15 protein-coding genes are annotated in these 17034 nt (G+C 40.7%); 6 read left to right on the plus strand and 9 right to left on the minus strand.

Annotation, left to right across the window (positions count from 1 at the left end):
• Window positions 1-173: 173 nt before the first annotated feature.
• A complete protein-coding gene (locus tag MST18_RS05740) occupies window positions 174-431 on the plus strand; it encodes a hypothetical protein (protein WP_078191893.1) in 258 nt (85 codons plus the stop codon).
• Window positions 432-535: 104 nt separating this feature from the next.
• On the opposite strand, the gene MST18_RS05745 is transcribed toward MST18_RS05740, so the two are convergent.
• The 3 genes from MST18_RS05745 to lipA form a co-directional block, all read right to left on the minus strand.
• Complete coding sequence (locus MST18_RS05745; protein WP_005008801.1) at window positions 536-922, minus strand: carboxymuconolactone decarboxylase family protein; 387 nt, start codon at window positions 920-922, stop codon at window positions 536-538.
• A 159-nt stretch (window positions 923-1081) separates the two neighbouring features.
• Entirely contained in the window at window positions 1082-3595 is a 2514-nt protein-coding gene (locus MST18_RS05750; RefSeq protein WP_180133987.1) for an acyl-CoA dehydrogenase, read from the minus strand.
• 412 nt (window positions 3596-4007) lie between these two features.
• Complete coding sequence (gene lipA, locus MST18_RS05755) at window positions 4008-5021, minus strand: lipoyl synthase (protein ID WP_180004941.1); 1014 nt, start codon at window positions 5019-5021, stop codon at window positions 4008-4010.
• A 206-nt stretch (window positions 5022-5227) separates the two neighbouring features.
• Here lipA and sthA point away from each other — a divergent pair, with 206 nt between their 5' ends.
• Both sthA and MST18_RS05765 read left to right on the plus strand, forming a co-directional pair.
• Window positions 5228-6643, plus strand: coding sequence for a Si-specific NAD(P)(+) transhydrogenase (gene sthA, locus MST18_RS05760; protein ID WP_078190237.1), 1416 nt, complete (start codon window positions 5228-5230; stop codon window positions 6641-6643).
• Between the two features lie 142 nt (window positions 6644-6785).
• Window positions 6786-7898, plus strand: coding sequence for an AAA family ATPase (locus MST18_RS05765; RefSeq protein WP_180106402.1), 1113 nt, complete (start codon window positions 6786-6788; stop codon window positions 7896-7898).
• Between the two features lie 34 nt (window positions 7899-7932).
• Here the strand turns inward: MST18_RS05765 and chrA are convergent, their stop codons facing one another.
• Window positions 7933-9171, minus strand: coding sequence for a chromate efflux transporter (gene chrA / locus MST18_RS05770; RefSeq protein ID WP_180133986.1), 1239 nt, complete (start codon window positions 9169-9171; stop codon window positions 7933-7935).
• Between the two features lie 335 nt (window positions 9172-9506).
• Between chrA and MST18_RS05775 the strand changes: the two genes are divergently transcribed.
• A complete protein-coding gene (locus MST18_RS05775) occupies window positions 9507-10490 on the plus strand; it encodes an alpha/beta hydrolase (RefSeq protein ID WP_257227558.1) in 984 nt (327 codons plus the stop codon).
• A 94-nt stretch (window positions 10491-10584) separates the two neighbouring features.
• Here MST18_RS05775 and MST18_RS05780 read toward each other — a convergent pair whose 3' ends face one another.
• Entirely contained in the window at window positions 10585-11436 is an 852-nt protein-coding gene (locus MST18_RS05780) for a pirin family protein (protein ID WP_180133984.1), read from the minus strand.
• A gap of 102 nt (window positions 11437-11538) precedes the next feature.
• Between MST18_RS05780 and MST18_RS05785 the strand changes: the two genes are divergently transcribed.
• Window positions 11539-12450, plus strand: a complete 912-nt coding sequence (locus MST18_RS05785) for a LysR substrate-binding domain-containing protein (protein ID WP_180101909.1) — start codon at window positions 11539-11541, stop codon at window positions 12448-12450.
• Window positions 12451-12557: 107 nt separating this feature from the next.
• Here the strand turns inward: MST18_RS05785 and MST18_RS05790 are convergent, their stop codons facing one another.
• The 4 genes from MST18_RS05790 to MST18_RS05805 all read right to left on the minus strand — a co-directional run bounded on the left by MST18_RS05790 (window position 12558) and on the right by MST18_RS05805 (window position 16377).
• Window positions 12558-13514, minus strand: a complete 957-nt coding sequence (locus tag MST18_RS05790) for a TauD/TfdA family dioxygenase (protein ID WP_180133983.1) — start codon at window positions 13512-13514, stop codon at window positions 12558-12560.
• Window positions 13515-13735: 221 nt separating this feature from the next.
• Window positions 13736-13870, minus strand: a complete 135-nt coding sequence (locus MST18_RS05795; RefSeq protein WP_257221407.1) for a hypothetical protein — start codon at window positions 13868-13870, stop codon at window positions 13736-13738.
• Window positions 13863-15074 carry an MFS transporter gene (locus MST18_RS05800; protein ID WP_180133982.1) on the minus strand — a complete coding sequence of 404 codons (1212 nt, stop codon included), beginning with the start codon at window positions 15072-15074 and terminating at the stop codon, window positions 13863-13865. Before MST18_RS05800 ends, MST18_RS05795 begins: the two co-directional genes overlap by 8 nt.
• Window positions 15075-15318: 244 nt before the next feature.
• Window positions 15319-16377, minus strand: a complete 1059-nt coding sequence (locus tag MST18_RS05805; protein ID WP_180133981.1) for an OmpW family protein — start codon at window positions 16375-16377, stop codon at window positions 15319-15321.
• Between the two features lie 441 nt (window positions 16378-16818).
• Here MST18_RS05805 and MST18_RS05810 point away from each other — a divergent pair, with 441 nt between their 5' ends.
• Window positions 16819-16998 (plus strand): hypothetical protein, encoded by a 180-nt coding sequence (locus MST18_RS05810; RefSeq protein ID WP_078190224.1) that lies wholly within the window; start codon window positions 16819-16821, stop codon window positions 16996-16998.
• Window positions 16999-17034 lie beyond the last annotated feature (36 nt).

Below are 17034 nucleotides of genomic sequence, written 5' to 3' on the forward strand. Positions count from 1 at the left end.
TCGTCATGAGGGATTTCTTTTGAGTACCTTTTTTTGTATATCGCTTTGAAGAGCATCGTTTGCGCCAAACAATGCGCTTTGTAATTGAAATATCAATTACAAAAATGCATTGCACACTTTGCTGAATTTGGCTTAATTTATAAGCAATAATAATCAGATAAGCGTATAAGAATATGAGCTTTTTACCCGCTGAACATGCCAAAGTTTTATCCAGTCAAGCCAATTTAGATATCGCCTTATATAAGACACGTTTGGCTTTGCTGATTGAGGAAAATGCCAAACAGGGGAATACCGCCGTATTTACGGTTTTACCCAAGCATTTAGCTTTAGAAGAGATTCGAAGTTTATCTGCTGAGCTTACAGAATTGGGATATCAAGTTCGATTTGAAGTGAATGAATTCTTCTATAATTTTAATGTGTATTGGATTTGATTCGGGATTCACTGCATTTAAGGTCCTAAGTTAAAAACAAGATGAAACCCTTTAGAAAACCACGATAATCGTAGTTTTCTAAAGCCGTTTTATAACGCAGTAACTTATTCAGATTTTTGATAGTCATTAATGACTTCAAGTGCCGCACGAAAGGCTTCTTGAGTCGCCGGTGCGCCACAATATGGCAAACTATGAAGTAACACTTCCTGAATTTCTTCTACAGTCGCCCCATTATTTAAAGCACCTCGGACATGACCCTTGAGTTCTGTTGGACTTTTTTGTGCAGTTAAAAATGCAATGGTAATCAGTGAGCGATATTTACGGGGTAAAACGCCTTCACGTTGCCAAGTTGAACCCCATGCATGCTCATTAATCCAATCTTGCAAAGGTTGAGTAAATGGCACGGTATTATCTTGCGCACGTTTGACGAAACTTTCACCCATAACTTCAGTACGAACTTTTAAGCCATTTTCATAATCTTGTTGTGACATGTAGCAAACCCTCTGTGATGTAATTTTGCAGTACAGCCTATACCTTTGACTCTGCGATACCATTGGCTGATGGTCGTATAAAAAAGCCATCCCATTGTTTAACAGTGGAATGGCTTTTATTTTGAGAAAAATTAAGCTCAAAAGCGATGCAGAAACTGATTAATAACGCAGAAATGCTTCTGGTTCATCATCGGTGTGTTGTTGCTTTTTCACTTCTGGTGAAACGGTTAAATGTGGATTTGATAGCTCAAGTTCGTGGATGAGTTGCATATCGAAAACATCTGTGAGCATACTGTCATAGCGTTGAATGTTGTACGTGCTGAGCTGTTCAGCTTCAGAGACTGTAATGACTTTTTGTGCAATTGCATCGGCTATATGTGCTTCAAAAGTTAAACCTTTGAATTGACCTTTAGATTCAGCTTTTTTAAATTGGTTCCACAGCGGTTCAATTTTTAACAGTTGTAAAAAGGCATTTTCCATACGACCAGAAACTTCATCTGCTGCGGTGCTGTAATACACGTGCTTTTTCAGTTCTTGGCGGAAAGTGTTGTCTAGCATCATTTGAGTGGCAACTTCACGTTTTAAACGGTCTGTCGGTTTAGCAACAACTCGTCCAAACGGAAAGCAAATGATTTTTACTACGCTTGCTGCCAGCCGCATTGGGAAGTTGTCAAATAAGCCCTGGAAAGCTTCTTCAACATTGTACAAAGCTTTATCTAATGCAAGTTGCGCATGTAATTGTTCAGCTTCACTTTTTTGACCTTGTTCATAATATTTAAGAATAGCCGTTGCTATAAATAAATAAGAGTGAATGTCTGCAAGTCGGCCCGAAAGCATTTCTTTACGTTTAATATCACCGGCTAATAGGCCAAGACACATATCTGCAGTCAGCGCGAAATCGGCACTGAATCGATTAATTTTTTTATAGTAGGGGCGGCTAAATTCATCTGCTGAAGCAGGTGAATCTGATGGGCCACCAGTGAACGCATAAGCAAAGGCACTTGCAGTTCGGTTAAAAGTATAGCCCAAGTGCTTAAAGAGCATTTCGTTGAATGTATTGAGTGCAGCGTTTTTATCTTCGGCTTGAAGTAATTGTAGCTCTTCAAATAAATATGGATGACAACGCATTGAGCCTTGTCCAAAAATCATTAGAGAGCGACTTAGAATATTGGCGCCTTCGACGGTAATTGACACAGGAATGGCTTGATAATTCAAAGCTAAAAAATTACGAGGTCCCATTTGCACGGCACGTCCACCGACGATGTCCATGCCATGATTCACCACTTTCCGCATGGTTTCAGTGGCATAGTATTTGGCCATTGCAGTCATTACAGCAGGTTTGCCGCCTTGGTTTAAACCACAAGTCACCAAATAGCGGAATGCTTCAAGCATATAAGCATCTGATGCGATATCACTCGAAGCTTCTTGTACACCTTCAAAATTACCTACAGAAATTTTAAATTGCTGACGAACTTTGGCAAATGCACCGACATTTAAATATGCCATTTCTCCGGCTGCCGTTGACAAAGCTGGGAGTGAAATGCCACGACCAACCGCTAAACATTCCATCAGCATACGCCAGCCTTTGCCTGCATTTTCAATCCCTCCAATGATCCAGTCTAAGGGAATAAAGACATCTTTGCCTTCAACTGTACCATTCATAAACGGAGAGCCTGGATTATGACGAGGGCCTGTAATGACACCCTCATGACTCGCCGGTAGCAGTGCACAAGTGATGCCATATTCAGTTTTATTTCTATCTCCCAATAATCCATCTGGATCGTATAGTTTAAATGCTAGACCAATGACGGTGGCAATCGGTGCAAGGGTAATCCAGCGTTTGGAGAAGTTCATGTTTAAGCCGAGCACTTGTTGTCCCTCAAAAGTGCCATAACAGACGACACCTGTATCTGGAATAGCGCCTGCATCTGAGCCTGCTTCAGGGCTGGTGAGTCCAAAACATGGAATTTCTTCACCTTTTGCAAGGCCAGGGAGGTATCGGTCTTTTTGTGCTTCGGTACCATAGTGTAGAAGTAATTCCCCCGGTCCAAGAGAGTTGGGCACCATACAACTGACTGCGGCAGTGAGTGAGCGAGATGCAATCTTGCTCATGACACGGCTTTGTGCAAATGAACTAAATTCACGTCCTCCATACGATTTTGGAATCACCAGTCCTAAGAAGCCATTATCTTTAATGAATTGCCAAGCTTCTGGTGGGAGGTCTTTATGTTTATGGTGAATATCCCACTCGTTGAGCATGGCACAAAGTTGCTCGACTTCATTATCAATGAAGGATTGTTCTTCAGCGCTGAACTGAGGGTAGGGATAAGCCTCAAATTTTTTCCAATCAGGCGCGCCCATAAATAGCTCTTTTTCCCACCAACTTGTTCCTGCATCTAATGCTTCACGTTCCGTAATACTCATACTCGGCATTGCATTTGCTAAGGTTTTATAGGCAGGTTTGGTGAGCAGATTGAGCCGCAGTGGGTCAATCAACATAACTAAACTTAAAGCAATAAGCGGGATGCCAAGTATTAATGACCATGGGGTTAAAAAGGCGAGTGCAATTGAAACAAATATCAGTGTTATTGCACCTACAGCTCGTGAAAGTTCAAAGAAAAAAACGGCCCAAAGAGCAAAAATAAAGAGTACTGCACTGAGTATAAATAGCATTTGTTATGGCTCCAGTGACAAGGGCCAGAGCGTTATGCGTTTAAAACAGCCTACATGCGTTTAAAAATGATCTCATCTTTTGTCTTTCTGATTTTAAAGTGCATGAGACTGTCAAAATGGCATCACTCGGCTGGTGAGTATGATTGGACAATTGCGCGAATATATTGAAAGCGCAAATAAAGTGTTATCAATAGATTGATTAATAAATAATCACAACACAATCCCTATCGGGCAAAGAAATGTCACATTACGTAAACTTGGATGATTCGATATATTGGATAACGTTTAAGGAACGGACAATTTTCGAAAGATCTTATATTGGGAAACGAATTAGGCTGAGTGTGTGAAAGCCACAAAAAAAGCCCTCAATTAATGAGGGCTTTAATTTGCGATGTTTTAAATCTTTGCGTGATTAAGCTTCAATCGTTTGAACTGCAATTTTCTTTGCAGGATCAGTTTTACGACGTACCGCAGGTACTGGCTCACCATAGTATTGACGGTCAGCAAAGTAGCTTGAACGGACCATTGGTGCAGCCCAAATGTTTTTGAAACCAAGCTTTTGACCATGTGCTGTGTAACGATCAAACTCTTCAGGTGTAACGAAACGATCGATCGGTGCATGTTCTTTAGAGGGCTGTAAGTACTGACCAATGGTGACATAGTCAACATCGTGTGCTTTTAAGTCGTCTAATAACGCGATCACTTCTTCTTCAGTTTCACCAATACCGACCATCAAACCACATTTGGTTGGAACATCTGGGCAGTATTCTTTAAACATTTTTAATAAGTTTAGAGAGTGTTGGTAGTCAGAACCCGGACGCATTGCTTTATACAAACGTGGCACGGTTTCAATGTTGTGGTTAAACACATCAGGTGGACACTCCGTCATAATACGAAGGGCAACATCCATACGACCACGGAAGTCAGGAACTAGAATTTCCAAAAGTGTTTTTGGACTCAAGTCACGAGCTTCTTTAATACAGTCAACAAAGTGCTGTGCGCCGCCATCAACTAGGTCATCACGGTCGACCGACGTAATTACGGCATATTTCAAACCAAGATTGGCAATGGTTTCTGCCATGTGACGTGGTTCATCTGGGTCAAGAGCATTAGGACGACCATGCGCAACGTCGCAGAATGGGCAACGACGAGTACAGATATCGCCCATAATCATAAAGGTTGCAGTACCGCCACCGAAACATTCAGGTAAGTTCGGGCAAGCCGCTTCTTCACACACGGTATGTAATTTTTGTGCGCGCAAAGTTGTTTTAATACGTTGAACTTCATCAGGGGCAGCCATTTTGACCCGAATCCAGTCAGGCTTACGAGGCGTTTCAACCGTTGGCACAACCTTCACAGGTATGCGAGCGACTTTTTCTGCGCCACGAAGTTTTACACCCTGTACAGGTTTACGGTTCTCAGACATATTCAACTTTTCCACTGTTTTTGACGAGGAGATATTCAAAAAATTAGCTCGATCATTATAGCGGACTTGAGCTTAAATAGGGGGAAAACGATATTCATATAATAAATGTGGTTATCACATAATATATGTGAGCTAAATATCCAAAAAAGTTAGGATATACGTCATAATACAGCCTAGATTAAAGAATATTTGTAAAGGAGCGTTGAATGCCACGTAAGAAAGAGGTCGTTAGTGGAACTTTCGTGAAATACGATGCGGTAGTTCTGGGTTCTGGCCCTGCGGGTGAAGGCGCTGCAATGAAACTTGCTAAATCAGGTAAGCGAGTTGCAATTGTAGATATGCGTGAACAGCTTGGTGGTAACTGTACCCATGTAGGAACAATTCCAAGTAAAGCATTGCGTCAGACCGTTTCAAGCATTTTACGTTACCAACGTGACCCTATGTTCCAAAAAGTCGGTGAATGGAAACAGTTCACGATGAAACAGGTGTTACGTAATGCGCATAAAGTGATTCAACAACAAGTTGAAACTCATTCACGTTTTTATGACCGTAATAAAATTGATATTTTCCACGGCCGTGCGTATATCCAAGATCAAAACACTGTTTTGATTTTTAGCAATGAAGGTATGACGGAAACTTTAGTATTCCAGCAATTAGTGATTGCAACAGGTTCACGTCCTTACCGTCCAGCTGCTTTAGACTTTAATCATCCTCGCGTATTTGATTCAGATAAAATTTTGGATCTGGATTATTCAATCCAAAAAATCATCATTTATGGTGCAGGTGTGATTGGTTGTGAATACGCGTCTATCTTTATTGGTTTAGACCATAAAGTAGACTTGATCAATACACAGCACAAATTACTCAGCTATTTAGACGATGAAATCTCAGATGCATTGTCATATCGTTTACGTGAGCAGGGTGTACTGATTCGCCACAACGAGCAGATTGATCATCTTGAAACACATGACGATCATGTAGTTCTGCACTTGCAAAGTGGTAAGAAAATTAAAGCAGATGCGATTTTGTGGTGTAACGGTCGTTCTGGTAATACCGATGGTTTAGGCCTAGAAAATGTAGGCATCAAACCAAACAGCCGTGGTCAATTAACCGTGAATGATCAATATCAAACTGAAGTAGAGAATATCTTTGCTGCGGGTGATGTAATCGGTTGGCCTTCACTTGCATCTGCTGCATATGACCAAGGTCGCTGTGCCGGTTCTAACATGAGCGGTGAAGAAGGAATTGCACCTGTAACGGATATTCCTACAGGTATTTATACAATTCCTGAAATTTCTTCGATTGGTAAAACTGAACAACAGTTAACTGAAGAAAAAATTCCGTATGAAGTGGGTCAGGCATCTTTCCGTCATTTGGCACGTGCGCAAATTACGGGCGATACCGTGGGCGAGCTTAAAATCTTGTTCCATCGTGATACTTTAGAAATTTTAGGTGTTCATTGCTTCGGTAATAATGCTGCGGAAATTATTCACATTGGTCAGGCTGTGATGAACAGCCCGAACAATACGATTAAATATTTCGTAGAAACCACATTTAACTATCCGACTATGGCGGAAGCGTACCGTGTTGCAACATTGAATGGTATGAACCGTTTATTCTAAAGTTAAATTGAACTTAGAATGTACAATGAAAGACCCGTAAGTTTCGGCTTGCGGGTCTTTTATTGTTAGAATAAAGTGCATGAAAAATATACAAGCAATAAACTTATAATCATCAACATTTCCAACTCATTTTAGGTAACTCATGACGATCCGTTCAGTGACTATTCAAGGTTTTCGATCTATTCATCATATGAATTTGACCTTGTCGCGTCTGAATATTGTCAGTGGTCCGAATGGTTGTGGTAAATCCAATCTATATAAAGCTGTACGTCTCCTACATGAAGCTGCAAATGGCCAATTATCCCAAGCTATTGCAAATGAGGGCGGGATTCAAAAAATCATGTGGGCAGGTGGTCACCGTGCGGGTGATCGATCGAAAGACCCTAAGCGCATGAAGCTTGCAGTGGAGATGGAGCATTATGAATATCAACTTGAAATAGGTTTTCCCGAACCGCTTATTACGATGTTTGCACTCGATCCTTTGGTCAAACTAGAAGGAATTTGGTTAAGCGGCTATCAACGTCGAAAAATGAGCGAGTTGTTAGAGAGAACCAACCAAGCGGCATTTCTTAAAAATGTTGATGAAGAACGGATTGCTTATCCGATGGCATTAACACCAGAAGAGTCGGTGTTTGGACAATTGTCCGATCCACATTTATACCCCGAAGTTTCACAAGTGCGTGAGACCATGAAAAACTGGCGCTTTTATCATGAGTTTTCAGTCAGTGGAAATTCACCGATCCGTGTCCCACAGGTGGGCATTCGTTCGCCAGTTTTAGCGCATGATGGTACAAATTTAGCCGCAGCTTTTGAAACCTTGCGTGAGCGGGGCAACAGTGAAACCTTGTTTGAAGTACTAGAAAAAGCCTTTCCGCAGACCCAATTTTATGTGCAGGAAATGGGAGGGCGCTTTCAAATGATGATGCAAAAGCAAGGGATTTTAAGACCTTTAGAAAGTGCAGAATTTTCAGATGGGACGTTACGATTTTTGTGTTTAGCTGTGGCTTTATTGAGTCCTAGACCCCCAAATTTCATGGCACTGAATGAGCCAGAAAATAGCTTACATCCCGATTTATTACCTGCCTTGGCGATGCTGATTGCCGAAGCAAGCCGCTATACGCAGCTTTGGTTGACCACACATTCCAATGAACTGGTTGAAATGATCAAACAGTATAGTGATGTGCAGCATTATCAACTAGATCAAGTCGAGGGGAAGACCGTGGTCAAGGGCGCAAGCTTAATCGATGAGGATTAGATTATTCCTTTAGCTATAGTTTTTTTGCTTAAGTTTAAAAAGGTAGAAAAGTTAAAAAAGCATAATAGCCGATAAAACTGCTTATTAAGCTAAACCAGACTGGTAGCTTGTTGCGAAGTAAAGCAATAACGACGGCAACAAATATAAAGTCCGTCCATTGAATGATGTATTTCTGGCTCATTTGAAATAGTAGACACAGTAATAGACCGACGACAGCTGCATTGATTATTTTTAAGGTGCCAAAAAGCATCGGGTATTTCATCAACTTATTCCAAAACGGTAATAAGCCAAACAATAATAAAAATGATGGTAAAAATATCGCCACAGTCGCGAGTACAGCATTTAAGAGTAGCACATCAGTCATGGGTAAAAGTGTGCCGAGATAGGCGGCGAAACTAAACAAAGGTCCCGGCATGAGTTGCGCAAGGGCATAGCCTAAGTCAAAATTTTCATTACTGATCAGTCCTGTAGAGACAAAGTCCTGATGTAAAAATGGCAAAATAATATGTCCACCACCAAAGACGAGGGATGCTGTGCGGTAGAAGCTTTCTAAGCTGAAAGCCAATATATTGCTATGTTGTATATCGAAGAATGGCAGAACGAAAAAAGGGCTGATAAAGGCGAGAAGCCATAGCCAAGAGGTGCGAGTATTTTCATGTGCATTCTGGCTAAAATTGTCATGTTTGGGTGGAACTGTTTCGGCGATATTTGGCTTTTGGCTGTGTAATTGATTTGACGATAAAACTAAACCGATAATTGCAGCGCATAAAATCACCAAAACTTGATTTAGAGAAAATTGAAAGAAATAAATAAAAAATGCAGCTAAAAGCATGACTAGATACTGAAATTTTGTTTTACAGAAGCTTCGCATCATTTGCCAAAATGCCCATGCAACAACGGCTAGTACAATTAACTGAATAACATGAAAGAATAAAGTTGAGAGTTGATTACTGAGTTTTATACTTAAAGTGGCCGCGGCACACATCAGCAGGGCTGAAGGTAAAGTAAATCCTAACCATGCAAAACAAGCACCTTGATAGCGGTTGAGTTGAAATCCAATCGCCATGCCGAGCTGGCTACTTGTTGGGCCTGGAAGGACTTGAGCCAAGGCAAGCAAATGCGCATATTCATGCTCCGTTATCCATTTTTCTTGTTTCACAAAATATTGAAAAAACAACACCAAATGTGCCGCAGGTCCACCAAATGCAATACACCCTAATCTTAAAAAGGTGAGAAAGATGACGAGGTTTTGTTGTGGTGTGGACTGGCTCATGCGTTACCAATATTTAAAATCAAAAGTAAGGTTATGAATTTCTAAAGGATAAAAGTATGAAAGTTAAAAGATCTTAAAGGCTGATTATTGCAGGAGTATGTAAATCCTGCTTCAAAATTATTCTGAAGCGCTTAGCAGGGAAAAAGATAATTGGACGAAGTGACATAGTGCTGTCCCACATGCACATGGCATCGGTTTCCGCCGCTGATTAGCATCAGCACATACACATAAAAAATTGTCTAAAAATGACTTCTCCAAAATCAGACACCTTATCAAAAATTTTGAGCGCTTTATTGAAGTGGTTAATGAGTAGCATTGCATCGTTACTTTCAATCATGGCATTTTCAGATGATCAGCTACCTGCTACACAACCATTAGCAAGTTATGCAGATCAAAACAGTTGGCAGGACATTCAGCACTATCTCCCAAAAGAATACTATTTAACCGAAACGCAGCGACCCAAAGAAGAGTGGTGGAATTGGCAGGGGCATACTGTTCACTTAGACACCTATCGTAATCCACAGGCAAAAGTGAAGGTCATTTTGTTTCATGGTGTGGGAACAAATGGGCGACAAATGTCGATGATTTTGGGGCATCCTTTGGCACAGCGTGGCTATGAAACTATCGCTATTGATATGCCCGGTTATGGCCTCACCCAAGTCAAAAAGGGCTCAAAAATTCGTTATGATGATTGGGTTCAAGCAGGTAATGACCTCATTGAAGCCGAGCTACAAAAAGATCATCGTCCTATCGTTTTGTATGGGCTTAGTGCAGGTGGTATGTTGACCTATCACGTGGCGGCAAAAAATAAAAAGGTGAAAGGTATCGTCGGTATGACCTTTCTAGACACTTCAAATAAAACTGTGCGTGATCAAGTCTCTTTGAATAAATTTATGAGCCGCGTGGGCAGCCCACTGGCTCATGTGACAGCACATACACCATTTTCAGCATTGCCAATGCCGATGCGGTGGGTAAGTAAAATGCATCGCTTGGTGAATAATGACGCAGCATTGCAGGTCTTTTTAAAAGATAAAACGTCAGCTGGGAATAGTGTATCGGTTAAATTTCTAGATTCGTATTTATATTATAAAAATGACACGCCACCGGAGCAGTTTAATGTCTGCCCAATTCTACTGACGCAGCCTGAACAAGACCGCTGGACACCTTTGGCTTTAAGCCAGCCATTTTTAGCACGGATTCATCAAGTTCCAGTCGATGTCGTCATGTTAAAAAACGCAGGACATTATCCTTTGGAACAACCGGGACTTGAGCAAATGGTCAATGCAATTGATGCGTTTTATCAAAAAGTCACGCAATAATCTGTTGAAAGTGTGATGTGTAATTCATACAAAAATAGATATAAAAAAACCGCCAGAAGGCGGTTTTTTTATTGGGACTTTATCGTGGAAATATTTAAGCAAAATGACCATGTTGAAAATCATAAAATGCCTGACGTATTTCATCTTCAGTATTCATGACGAATGGTCCATGTGCCGCAATAGGTTCATTTAAAGCTTCGCCACTTAAAATAAGCAGTTTGGTTGCTTCAAAAGATTTAAGTTTCAAGGACGATACTTGGTCACTCACATATAAAGTCTGTTTCGCATCAAAGCGTTGACCTTCAATTTCGATCGCCCCACTTAATACAAAAATCATGTTATTCCACTGTGGGTTGAATGAAAATTCCTGTTCAGCATTTGCATTCAAGCGCACATCCAATACATTCATCGGGCTAAAGGTTTCAGCTGCGCCCAATGTATCTTCAAATTGGCCAGCAATGACGCGTACCACGCCTGCATTTTGTGCAAGCTTTACTTCAGCAATATTGGCTGTTGTCAGTTCTTGATAGCGAGGTTCAGTCATTTTCGCATGACGAGGTAAATTGACCCAAAGTTGTACCATGTCTAAATTTCCGCCAGTTTTGGCAAAATCTTTAGAATGGTGTTCTTCATGCATAATGCCTCGACCCGCAGTCATCCATTGCACTTCGTCTTTGGCAATGCTGCCGTGATTTCCTTTAGAATCAAAATGCTCCAATTCTCCTTCATAAACAATGGTTACAGTTTCAAAGCCACGATGTGGATGTGACCCAACACCACGTTGATGATGACTTGGAGAGAAATGATATTTGCCGGTATAGCCCATAACGAGAAATGGACTGGTTTGATTGCCCATTTCTTGCATAGGGAACATAGAGTTTGTTGGGAAGCCATCGCCCACCCAAGTACTACGATCACTATGATAAACACGTTTGATTGAATTCATAATTCAGCCCTCAATATATTGCTTCTGAGATCTATTATTGAGGTATAGTGAGGGAATGACAGGGCGAAAAACTCAATAGATTATTCTAAAAATGAAACAATCATGCAAAATTTAAATGACTATTACTACTTCGTGCAAGTGGTGAAATACCAAGGTTATACCAAAGCCAGTGAAGCATTGGGTATTACAAAATCTAAGCTATCACGCCGTATCACAGAATTAGAGACCCGTTTGGGGGTGCGTTTGATTCAGCGTAATACGCGTAAATTTACAGTAACTGAAATAGGACAACAGTTCTATTTGCATTGCTTAAAAATTTTAGAGGAAGTCAGCGAAACGGAAAACTTTGTGCTTAGTACGTTGAATGACCAACTCTGTGGCCAAATTAAAATCTCTTGTCCTGTGGCTTTGGTGGAAATGCCTGTTGCAAAAATGGTCACCGATTTTATGCAGCAATATCCAGACATCAGTGTGCATCTGATGGCGACCAATCATCGGGTTGATGTCATTGAGGAAGGCGTAGATTTAGCCATTCGTGTGCGTAACATGCCTTTAATGGATAGTGATTTGATCGTTCGAGATTTAGATGCTTGGGATCATGTTTTGGTGGCATCGCCACAACTTTTCTTCGAGCGTGAAATACCACAGCAATTGGCTGAGATTCAAAATTTTCCGTGTATTGGTTTTGATCGGCCTAAACATTTTTGGGATTTCCGACATCGTGAAAAAAGTGAAACTCAACAAATTGAATTTCATCCACGCTTAAGAACTGACAGTTTTAGTGCGATGATTTCTGCTGCTCTTTCTGGCGTAGGAATCGCATCTTTGCCCAAAGTGTTTGTACGTGATGCTTTAAAAAGTGGTGAGTTAATAGAGCTATTTCCTGAATGGCAATTGCCGCAAGGGGTCATCCATGTTGCCTACGCGACACGACAAGGCATGCTGCCGGGTGTGCGTGCGATGTTAGATCATTTAATTTCAGGTTTTAAGGCATTAGATATAGATCATCCGTAATTTGAGCAGTGTTCTTATTGTTTTAAAATTTTAATTATTTGGAGTTATTGCTCAAACACGGATTTTACAGGGTTATTTATTTTTTATTGTTGGCATGAAGTTCAACATTAGTATGGTCGTCCTCCTGCTAAGCTAATTCGCTTTAATAAGCGGCGTTGGTCTGAAGGGAAAGGGCGGCGTGAGTGTAAAGTGGCTTGGTTATCCCAAAACACGATGTCACCTTCTTCCCATTGATGTTCATATCGAAACTCAGGTTTCAATAAATGTTCACGTAAAGATGCAATCAATTCACTGCCTGACTGATCATCGTAGTGAACCAATTCCACTTCAGATCGTTCATTTAACCACAGACCTTTACGGCCACTTTCTGGATGGGTACGTACAAGCGGATGTGGATAGGCATGTCCAACAATCGGTTGGTCTTTGAAACGATATAGCGGTATAGCGCCATATCCCGTTGTGCCTTTATTATTTTTGGCACGGACAAATGGGTTGTAGGTAATGAGTTGAAGTTGGTCTAAATGTTTTTGTGTCGCTTCATCTAAAGCTTCATAGGCTTTAATGGTGTTATACCATGAGGTTTGTCCACCGTCTTGTGGTAGTTCAATGGCATAGAGTAATGAACCAAAAGATGGCAGCGGAGTCCACTGATGGTCTGCATGCGCAGCCAATTCACCATGTCCAGTATAGTCTCCTTTACCGACTGCATTGGAAACGGGTACGACGTCTGGTGGTGTACCGGTATCATCTTGTGACGCCAGCACAGGAATATCTGCACCGGGACGGAAGATTGAACCGAAGTAACTTGCAAATGCGAGATACTGTAAATCATCTAGACTTTGATGTTTGAAAATTAAAATTAGGTGTTCTGCCAGCGCTTGTTTTAAACGGTAGATGGTTTCACCAGACTGGGCTTTACGCGCATCTAAACCATAAACCACAGCCCCTAAAGCTTGGTCATGTTGCGCTTCAATACGAATTTCATTGCCATCTTGAAATAGTTCTGCTTGATGCCAACGTGGAGCATCATGGATGGCTTGCGAAAGTTGAGTTAATGCGGTCATTTCATAAGTTCTCAAATTGTTCTTTATTGAGACTTAATCTATGGAAGAAAGTGCAGGATGGAAAATTAAAAAATAAGCTAAGTTTATGAAAAAACGTATTATTAATACTAATATGCTGAAAATGCAGCTTTTATTGAATCGTGTAGAAAATAGCTAAAAAACTGCTGTTGTAGTGTTGATAAAACAGCAGTTTGGGGCGGAATTAAGATCTCAATACGTCTTTAATGCGCACAAAACGCTTGGTTAAAGTATTCAAATAATTCAGGTGTTTGGCTCCATAAGCCGATGGATAAGGCCAACAAGGCCAGAATACTGATGGCAATACTGAGTCGAAACCATAATGTTGAATTAGTCATGAATGACACTTTCCTCATTAACCATGAAATGTACCAATACCCCAAAAATACTCAGGACAATCGAAAAAATCCAAATGGCATTATAGTTACCGGTCATATCGTGGTTCACACCACCCAACCAACCACCAAAAAATGAACCGACTTGGTGAGTAAAGAACACGATACCACTCAGCATACTGAGATATTTAACGCCAAACATATTGGCCACTATACCGTTGGTGAGCGGTACGGTAGAAAGCCATAGTAGACCCATAATGACGCCAAAAGCATAGATTGTCCATGTGCTTAAAGGCAGCAAAAGAAAGGCAATAATGGCAATGCCACGTAAACCATACAGTCCCATTAACAGCTTTGGTTTGGAATATTTGCCGCCAAGCCAACCTGCTGTGTAAGTGCCGACAATATTAAACAGTCCAACGAGCGCTAGGAAAATAGTGCCCGTAGTGGCATTAAAGCCATGATCAATTAAATAACCCGGCAGATGGATACCAATAAACACCACTTGGAAGCCACAGACAAAGAAACCAAGTGCTAGAAACCAAAAGGGTTTATGCTCCCAAGCCAATTGCAAAATTTGTTTAAATGTCAGAGAGGCTTCATGCGTATTGGTTGCATTTGGTGCAACATACATTGGTGCTTTTAACATCCAAGCTAAAGGAATAATAAGCGCAATTAAAATGGCGCTGACAATCAAAGCCGAAGACCAACCAAATTTTTGCAGTAGCAGTAATGTAGAGGGCAGCATAATGAACTGACCAAAAGAACCTGCCGCACTGGCAATACCCATGGCTAAACTACGTTTGTCCGGATGCGCTGCACGTCCTACTGCCGAGAGTAATACTGGAAATGAAGTGGCCGAGAGAGCCAAACCTAGGATTAAACCTGCGCTTAAATTAAGAAGTAAACCGGTGGAGCTGACGGCCATGAGTAATAGTCCGAGGGCATATAATGCACCACCGACGGCGACCACGATCTTACTGCCATATTTATCTGCAAAAGCCCCAGTAATTGGCTGCACAGCACCCCAAATTAAGTTTTGCATGGCAATGGCAAGGCTAAATACGTTATGTCCCCAACTGAATTCATCACTCATCGGCACGAGATAGAGGCCAAATGCATGACGCACCCCTAAAGACAATGCCAAAATAATAGCACTGCCAATGAGCATGTAAATCAGGGGCTTTGAGAAACGAGTATCAGACATACAGCAGTCTACATTTTTTAAATTTAACCCAATGGTATTCGAATAAACGCAGAGTTGCGATTAAATTTAATTCACCAAACAATAAATTTTTTTTATAGGTAACTATGGATGAATAAAGGAAATTGCCTCAGCATAAATTCAAAAGTGTTTAAAAGAGATTGAAAAGATATCTCAGAATATAAGACCATATATAGCCTAATAAAAAAGACGGCTGTAGCCGTCTTTTTTATATTCAGGTTATTAATTAGAAACGCATACCGATACCTGCATATGCAAGGATCGGGTTTACTTCAATATCCGCTTTAGATTTGATCAGTTCGCCGTGTGTCGCATCTGTAACGGTAATGGTTGTTTCATTTTGAAGGTGTGCATAGCTAACAGAACCAACAGCAAACCATTTATCATTGAAATCATAGGTGAAGCCCACCGTTGCAACCGGAGCAAATACATCAGTTGCCTCTAAATCAACTTCTGGATTTGCCTTACTTGGTTTTCCTTCCAAAGAGGCGCCTGCATTACCTTCTTTAATGTTGGCAATCATGTGACCTGCGGCAATTAAATCTTTCTCAATTTGTGGATTCATTTCCAATTCATTGAAGTAGGCATACATCACGCCTAGACCCACATAGGGACGGAATTTATTGACGCCAGTTTTACCAAAGTGATATTGGATTTCAGCAGCCGGAGTCCATGCACGTGCAGAAGCTGCTGCACCATGTGCGCCTAAGTCGGTAATGAAAATATCATTTTCAAGTTCAAGATTTCCCAGTGCACCGCCTAGTGGTTTCGCAATGGCTGAAAATGGTGCGTAAATTTTTCCTGAGCCTTGTAAATCAACTTTTGGCGGAATACCCGCTTTCATTTCTAGTGATACATTGTCAGTGAAGAAATAGTTGGTCATGATCCCAAGCGTGGTGACGTCGTCTGCTTCAAGACCTGTCCCTGGATTGTCCCATTGTTCAAGTCCTGAAATCGTGGCTTTACCACTCATTGAAGCAGGAACTGTGTCCAAAGTATTTAGCGCAACTTCTAGTAGGGGCGGAACTTTGTACCCTTCTCGAATATTGTCTTTTACTGTTTGTGATTTAACTTCACCAACTTCTGCCTCATAGCCTTCATTGATGGCAGTATTTACACGAAATGGCTGCGCTTTACCTTGTGGCATAACATGTAAAGCACCAACAGAGACAGAAAAACGTTTGAAGCCATCGCCATCTTTTAAACTAAAATATGGTGAGTCTGCATGACTGAGCATAGGTAGGGCAGCCATTGAAGCAGCAATGCACAATACACTTTTTTTCATTTGAAAGGACTCCATGTCCGTAAATTGATAATAATTTTTCTAAGTGCCCATTATTCAAAATTAGTGCGTAAAAAATGTTATAGAAAACAAGAGTAAAGGTAATAGTCCTGTAACATTCTTGTTGATTTGTATTGTTTGAAGGTTTTATTGAGGTATTTGTGTAAAAAAAACGAACATTTTTGAAATTTAGAAATGCTTCTATCTATTTGTAAATATTCAATATTTATTGACATAAATGACAGTGAATTTATTTGTTTAGGTCAATAAAATAGTTTAAAACGACCATATTCAAAGCAGTTTTTTGCTTTGTTTTCCTCTACAGATATAAGTCATAGCTCATTGTTGAGTCGTTATATGTTAATCGTGGTTAATCTCTTAAAGCCTTTTACACCAAAACCATTTTTTTTGTACAATAGCACCAGATTCAATTGAGTTATTCGTATGAGTACGCAAAACCCTCCCAAGAAAAAGGCTTTAGTTAATTTGCCTTTTCCGATTAAAAAAGCTGAAGATAATGCTTCGGATGAAATCTTTGAAGATATGCGTCCAAAACCTCAGCGTTATGCTGACCGTACTTGGATGCCACCACGCGGTACACGTCGTTCGATGGGTAAGCGTTAAAAGATTTAAATAAAAAAGCCATGATTAAAACCATGG

The organism is Acinetobacter sp. YH12068_T, from assembly GCF_024606005.1.
Taxonomy (GTDB): Bacteria; Pseudomonadota; Gammaproteobacteria; order Pseudomonadales; family Moraxellaceae; genus Acinetobacter; species Acinetobacter amyesii.

What these genes read in the sequence shown, in the direction of transcription:
- MST18_RS05800 (WP_180133982.1), bottom strand. Translation starts at nt 15,074, where the DNA reads ATGTCTGATACTCGTTTCTCAAAGCCCCTGATTTACATGCTCATTGGC.
- MST18_RS05805 (WP_180133981.1), bottom strand. Translation starts at nt 16,377, where the DNA reads ATGAAAAAAAGTGTATTGTGCATTGCTGCTTCAATGGCTGCCCTACCT.
- chrA (WP_180133986.1), bottom strand. Translation starts at nt 9,171, where the DNA reads ATGAGCCAGTCCACACCACAACAAAACCTCGTCATCTTTCTCACCTTT.
- sthA (WP_078190237.1), top strand. Translation starts at nt 5,228, where the DNA reads ATGCCACGTAAGAAAGAGGTCGTTAGTGGAACTTTCGTGAAATACGAT.
- MST18_RS05745 (WP_005008801.1), bottom strand. Translation starts at nt 922, where the DNA reads ATGTCACAACAAGATTATGAAAATGGCTTAAAAGTTCGTACTGAAGTT.
- MST18_RS05810 (WP_078190224.1), top strand. Translation starts at nt 16,819, where the DNA reads ATGAGTACGCAAAACCCTCCCAAGAAAAAGGCTTTAGTTAATTTGCCT.
- MST18_RS05740 (WP_078191893.1), top strand. Translation starts at nt 174, where the DNA reads ATGAGCTTTTTACCCGCTGAACATGCCAAAGTTTTATCCAGTCAAGCC.
- MST18_RS05795 (WP_257221407.1), bottom strand. Translation starts at nt 13,870, where the DNA reads ATGACTAATTCAACATTATGGTTTCGACTCAGTATTGCCATCAGTATT.
- lipA (WP_180004941.1), bottom strand. Translation starts at nt 5,021, where the DNA reads ATGTCTGAGAACCGTAAACCTGTACAGGGTGTAAAACTTCGTGGCGCA.
- MST18_RS05750 (WP_180133987.1), bottom strand. Translation starts at nt 3,595, where the DNA reads ATGCTATTTATACTCAGTGCAGTACTCTTTATTTTTGCTCTTTGGGCC.
- MST18_RS05780 (WP_180133984.1), bottom strand. Translation starts at nt 11,436, where the DNA reads ATGAATTCAATCAAACGTGTTTATCATAGTGATCGTAGTACTTGGGTG.
- MST18_RS05785 (WP_180101909.1), top strand. Translation starts at nt 11,539, where the DNA reads ATGCAAAATTTAAATGACTATTACTACTTCGTGCAAGTGGTGAAATAC.
- MST18_RS05765 (WP_180106402.1), top strand. Translation starts at nt 6,786, where the DNA reads ATGACGATCCGTTCAGTGACTATTCAAGGTTTTCGATCTATTCATCAT.
- MST18_RS05775 (WP_257227558.1), top strand. Translation starts at nt 9,507, where the DNA reads ATGGCATTTTCAGATGATCAGCTACCTGCTACACAACCATTAGCAAGT.
- MST18_RS05790 (WP_180133983.1), bottom strand. Translation starts at nt 13,514, where the DNA reads ATGACCGCATTAACTCAACTTTCGCAAGCCATCCATGATGCTCCACGT.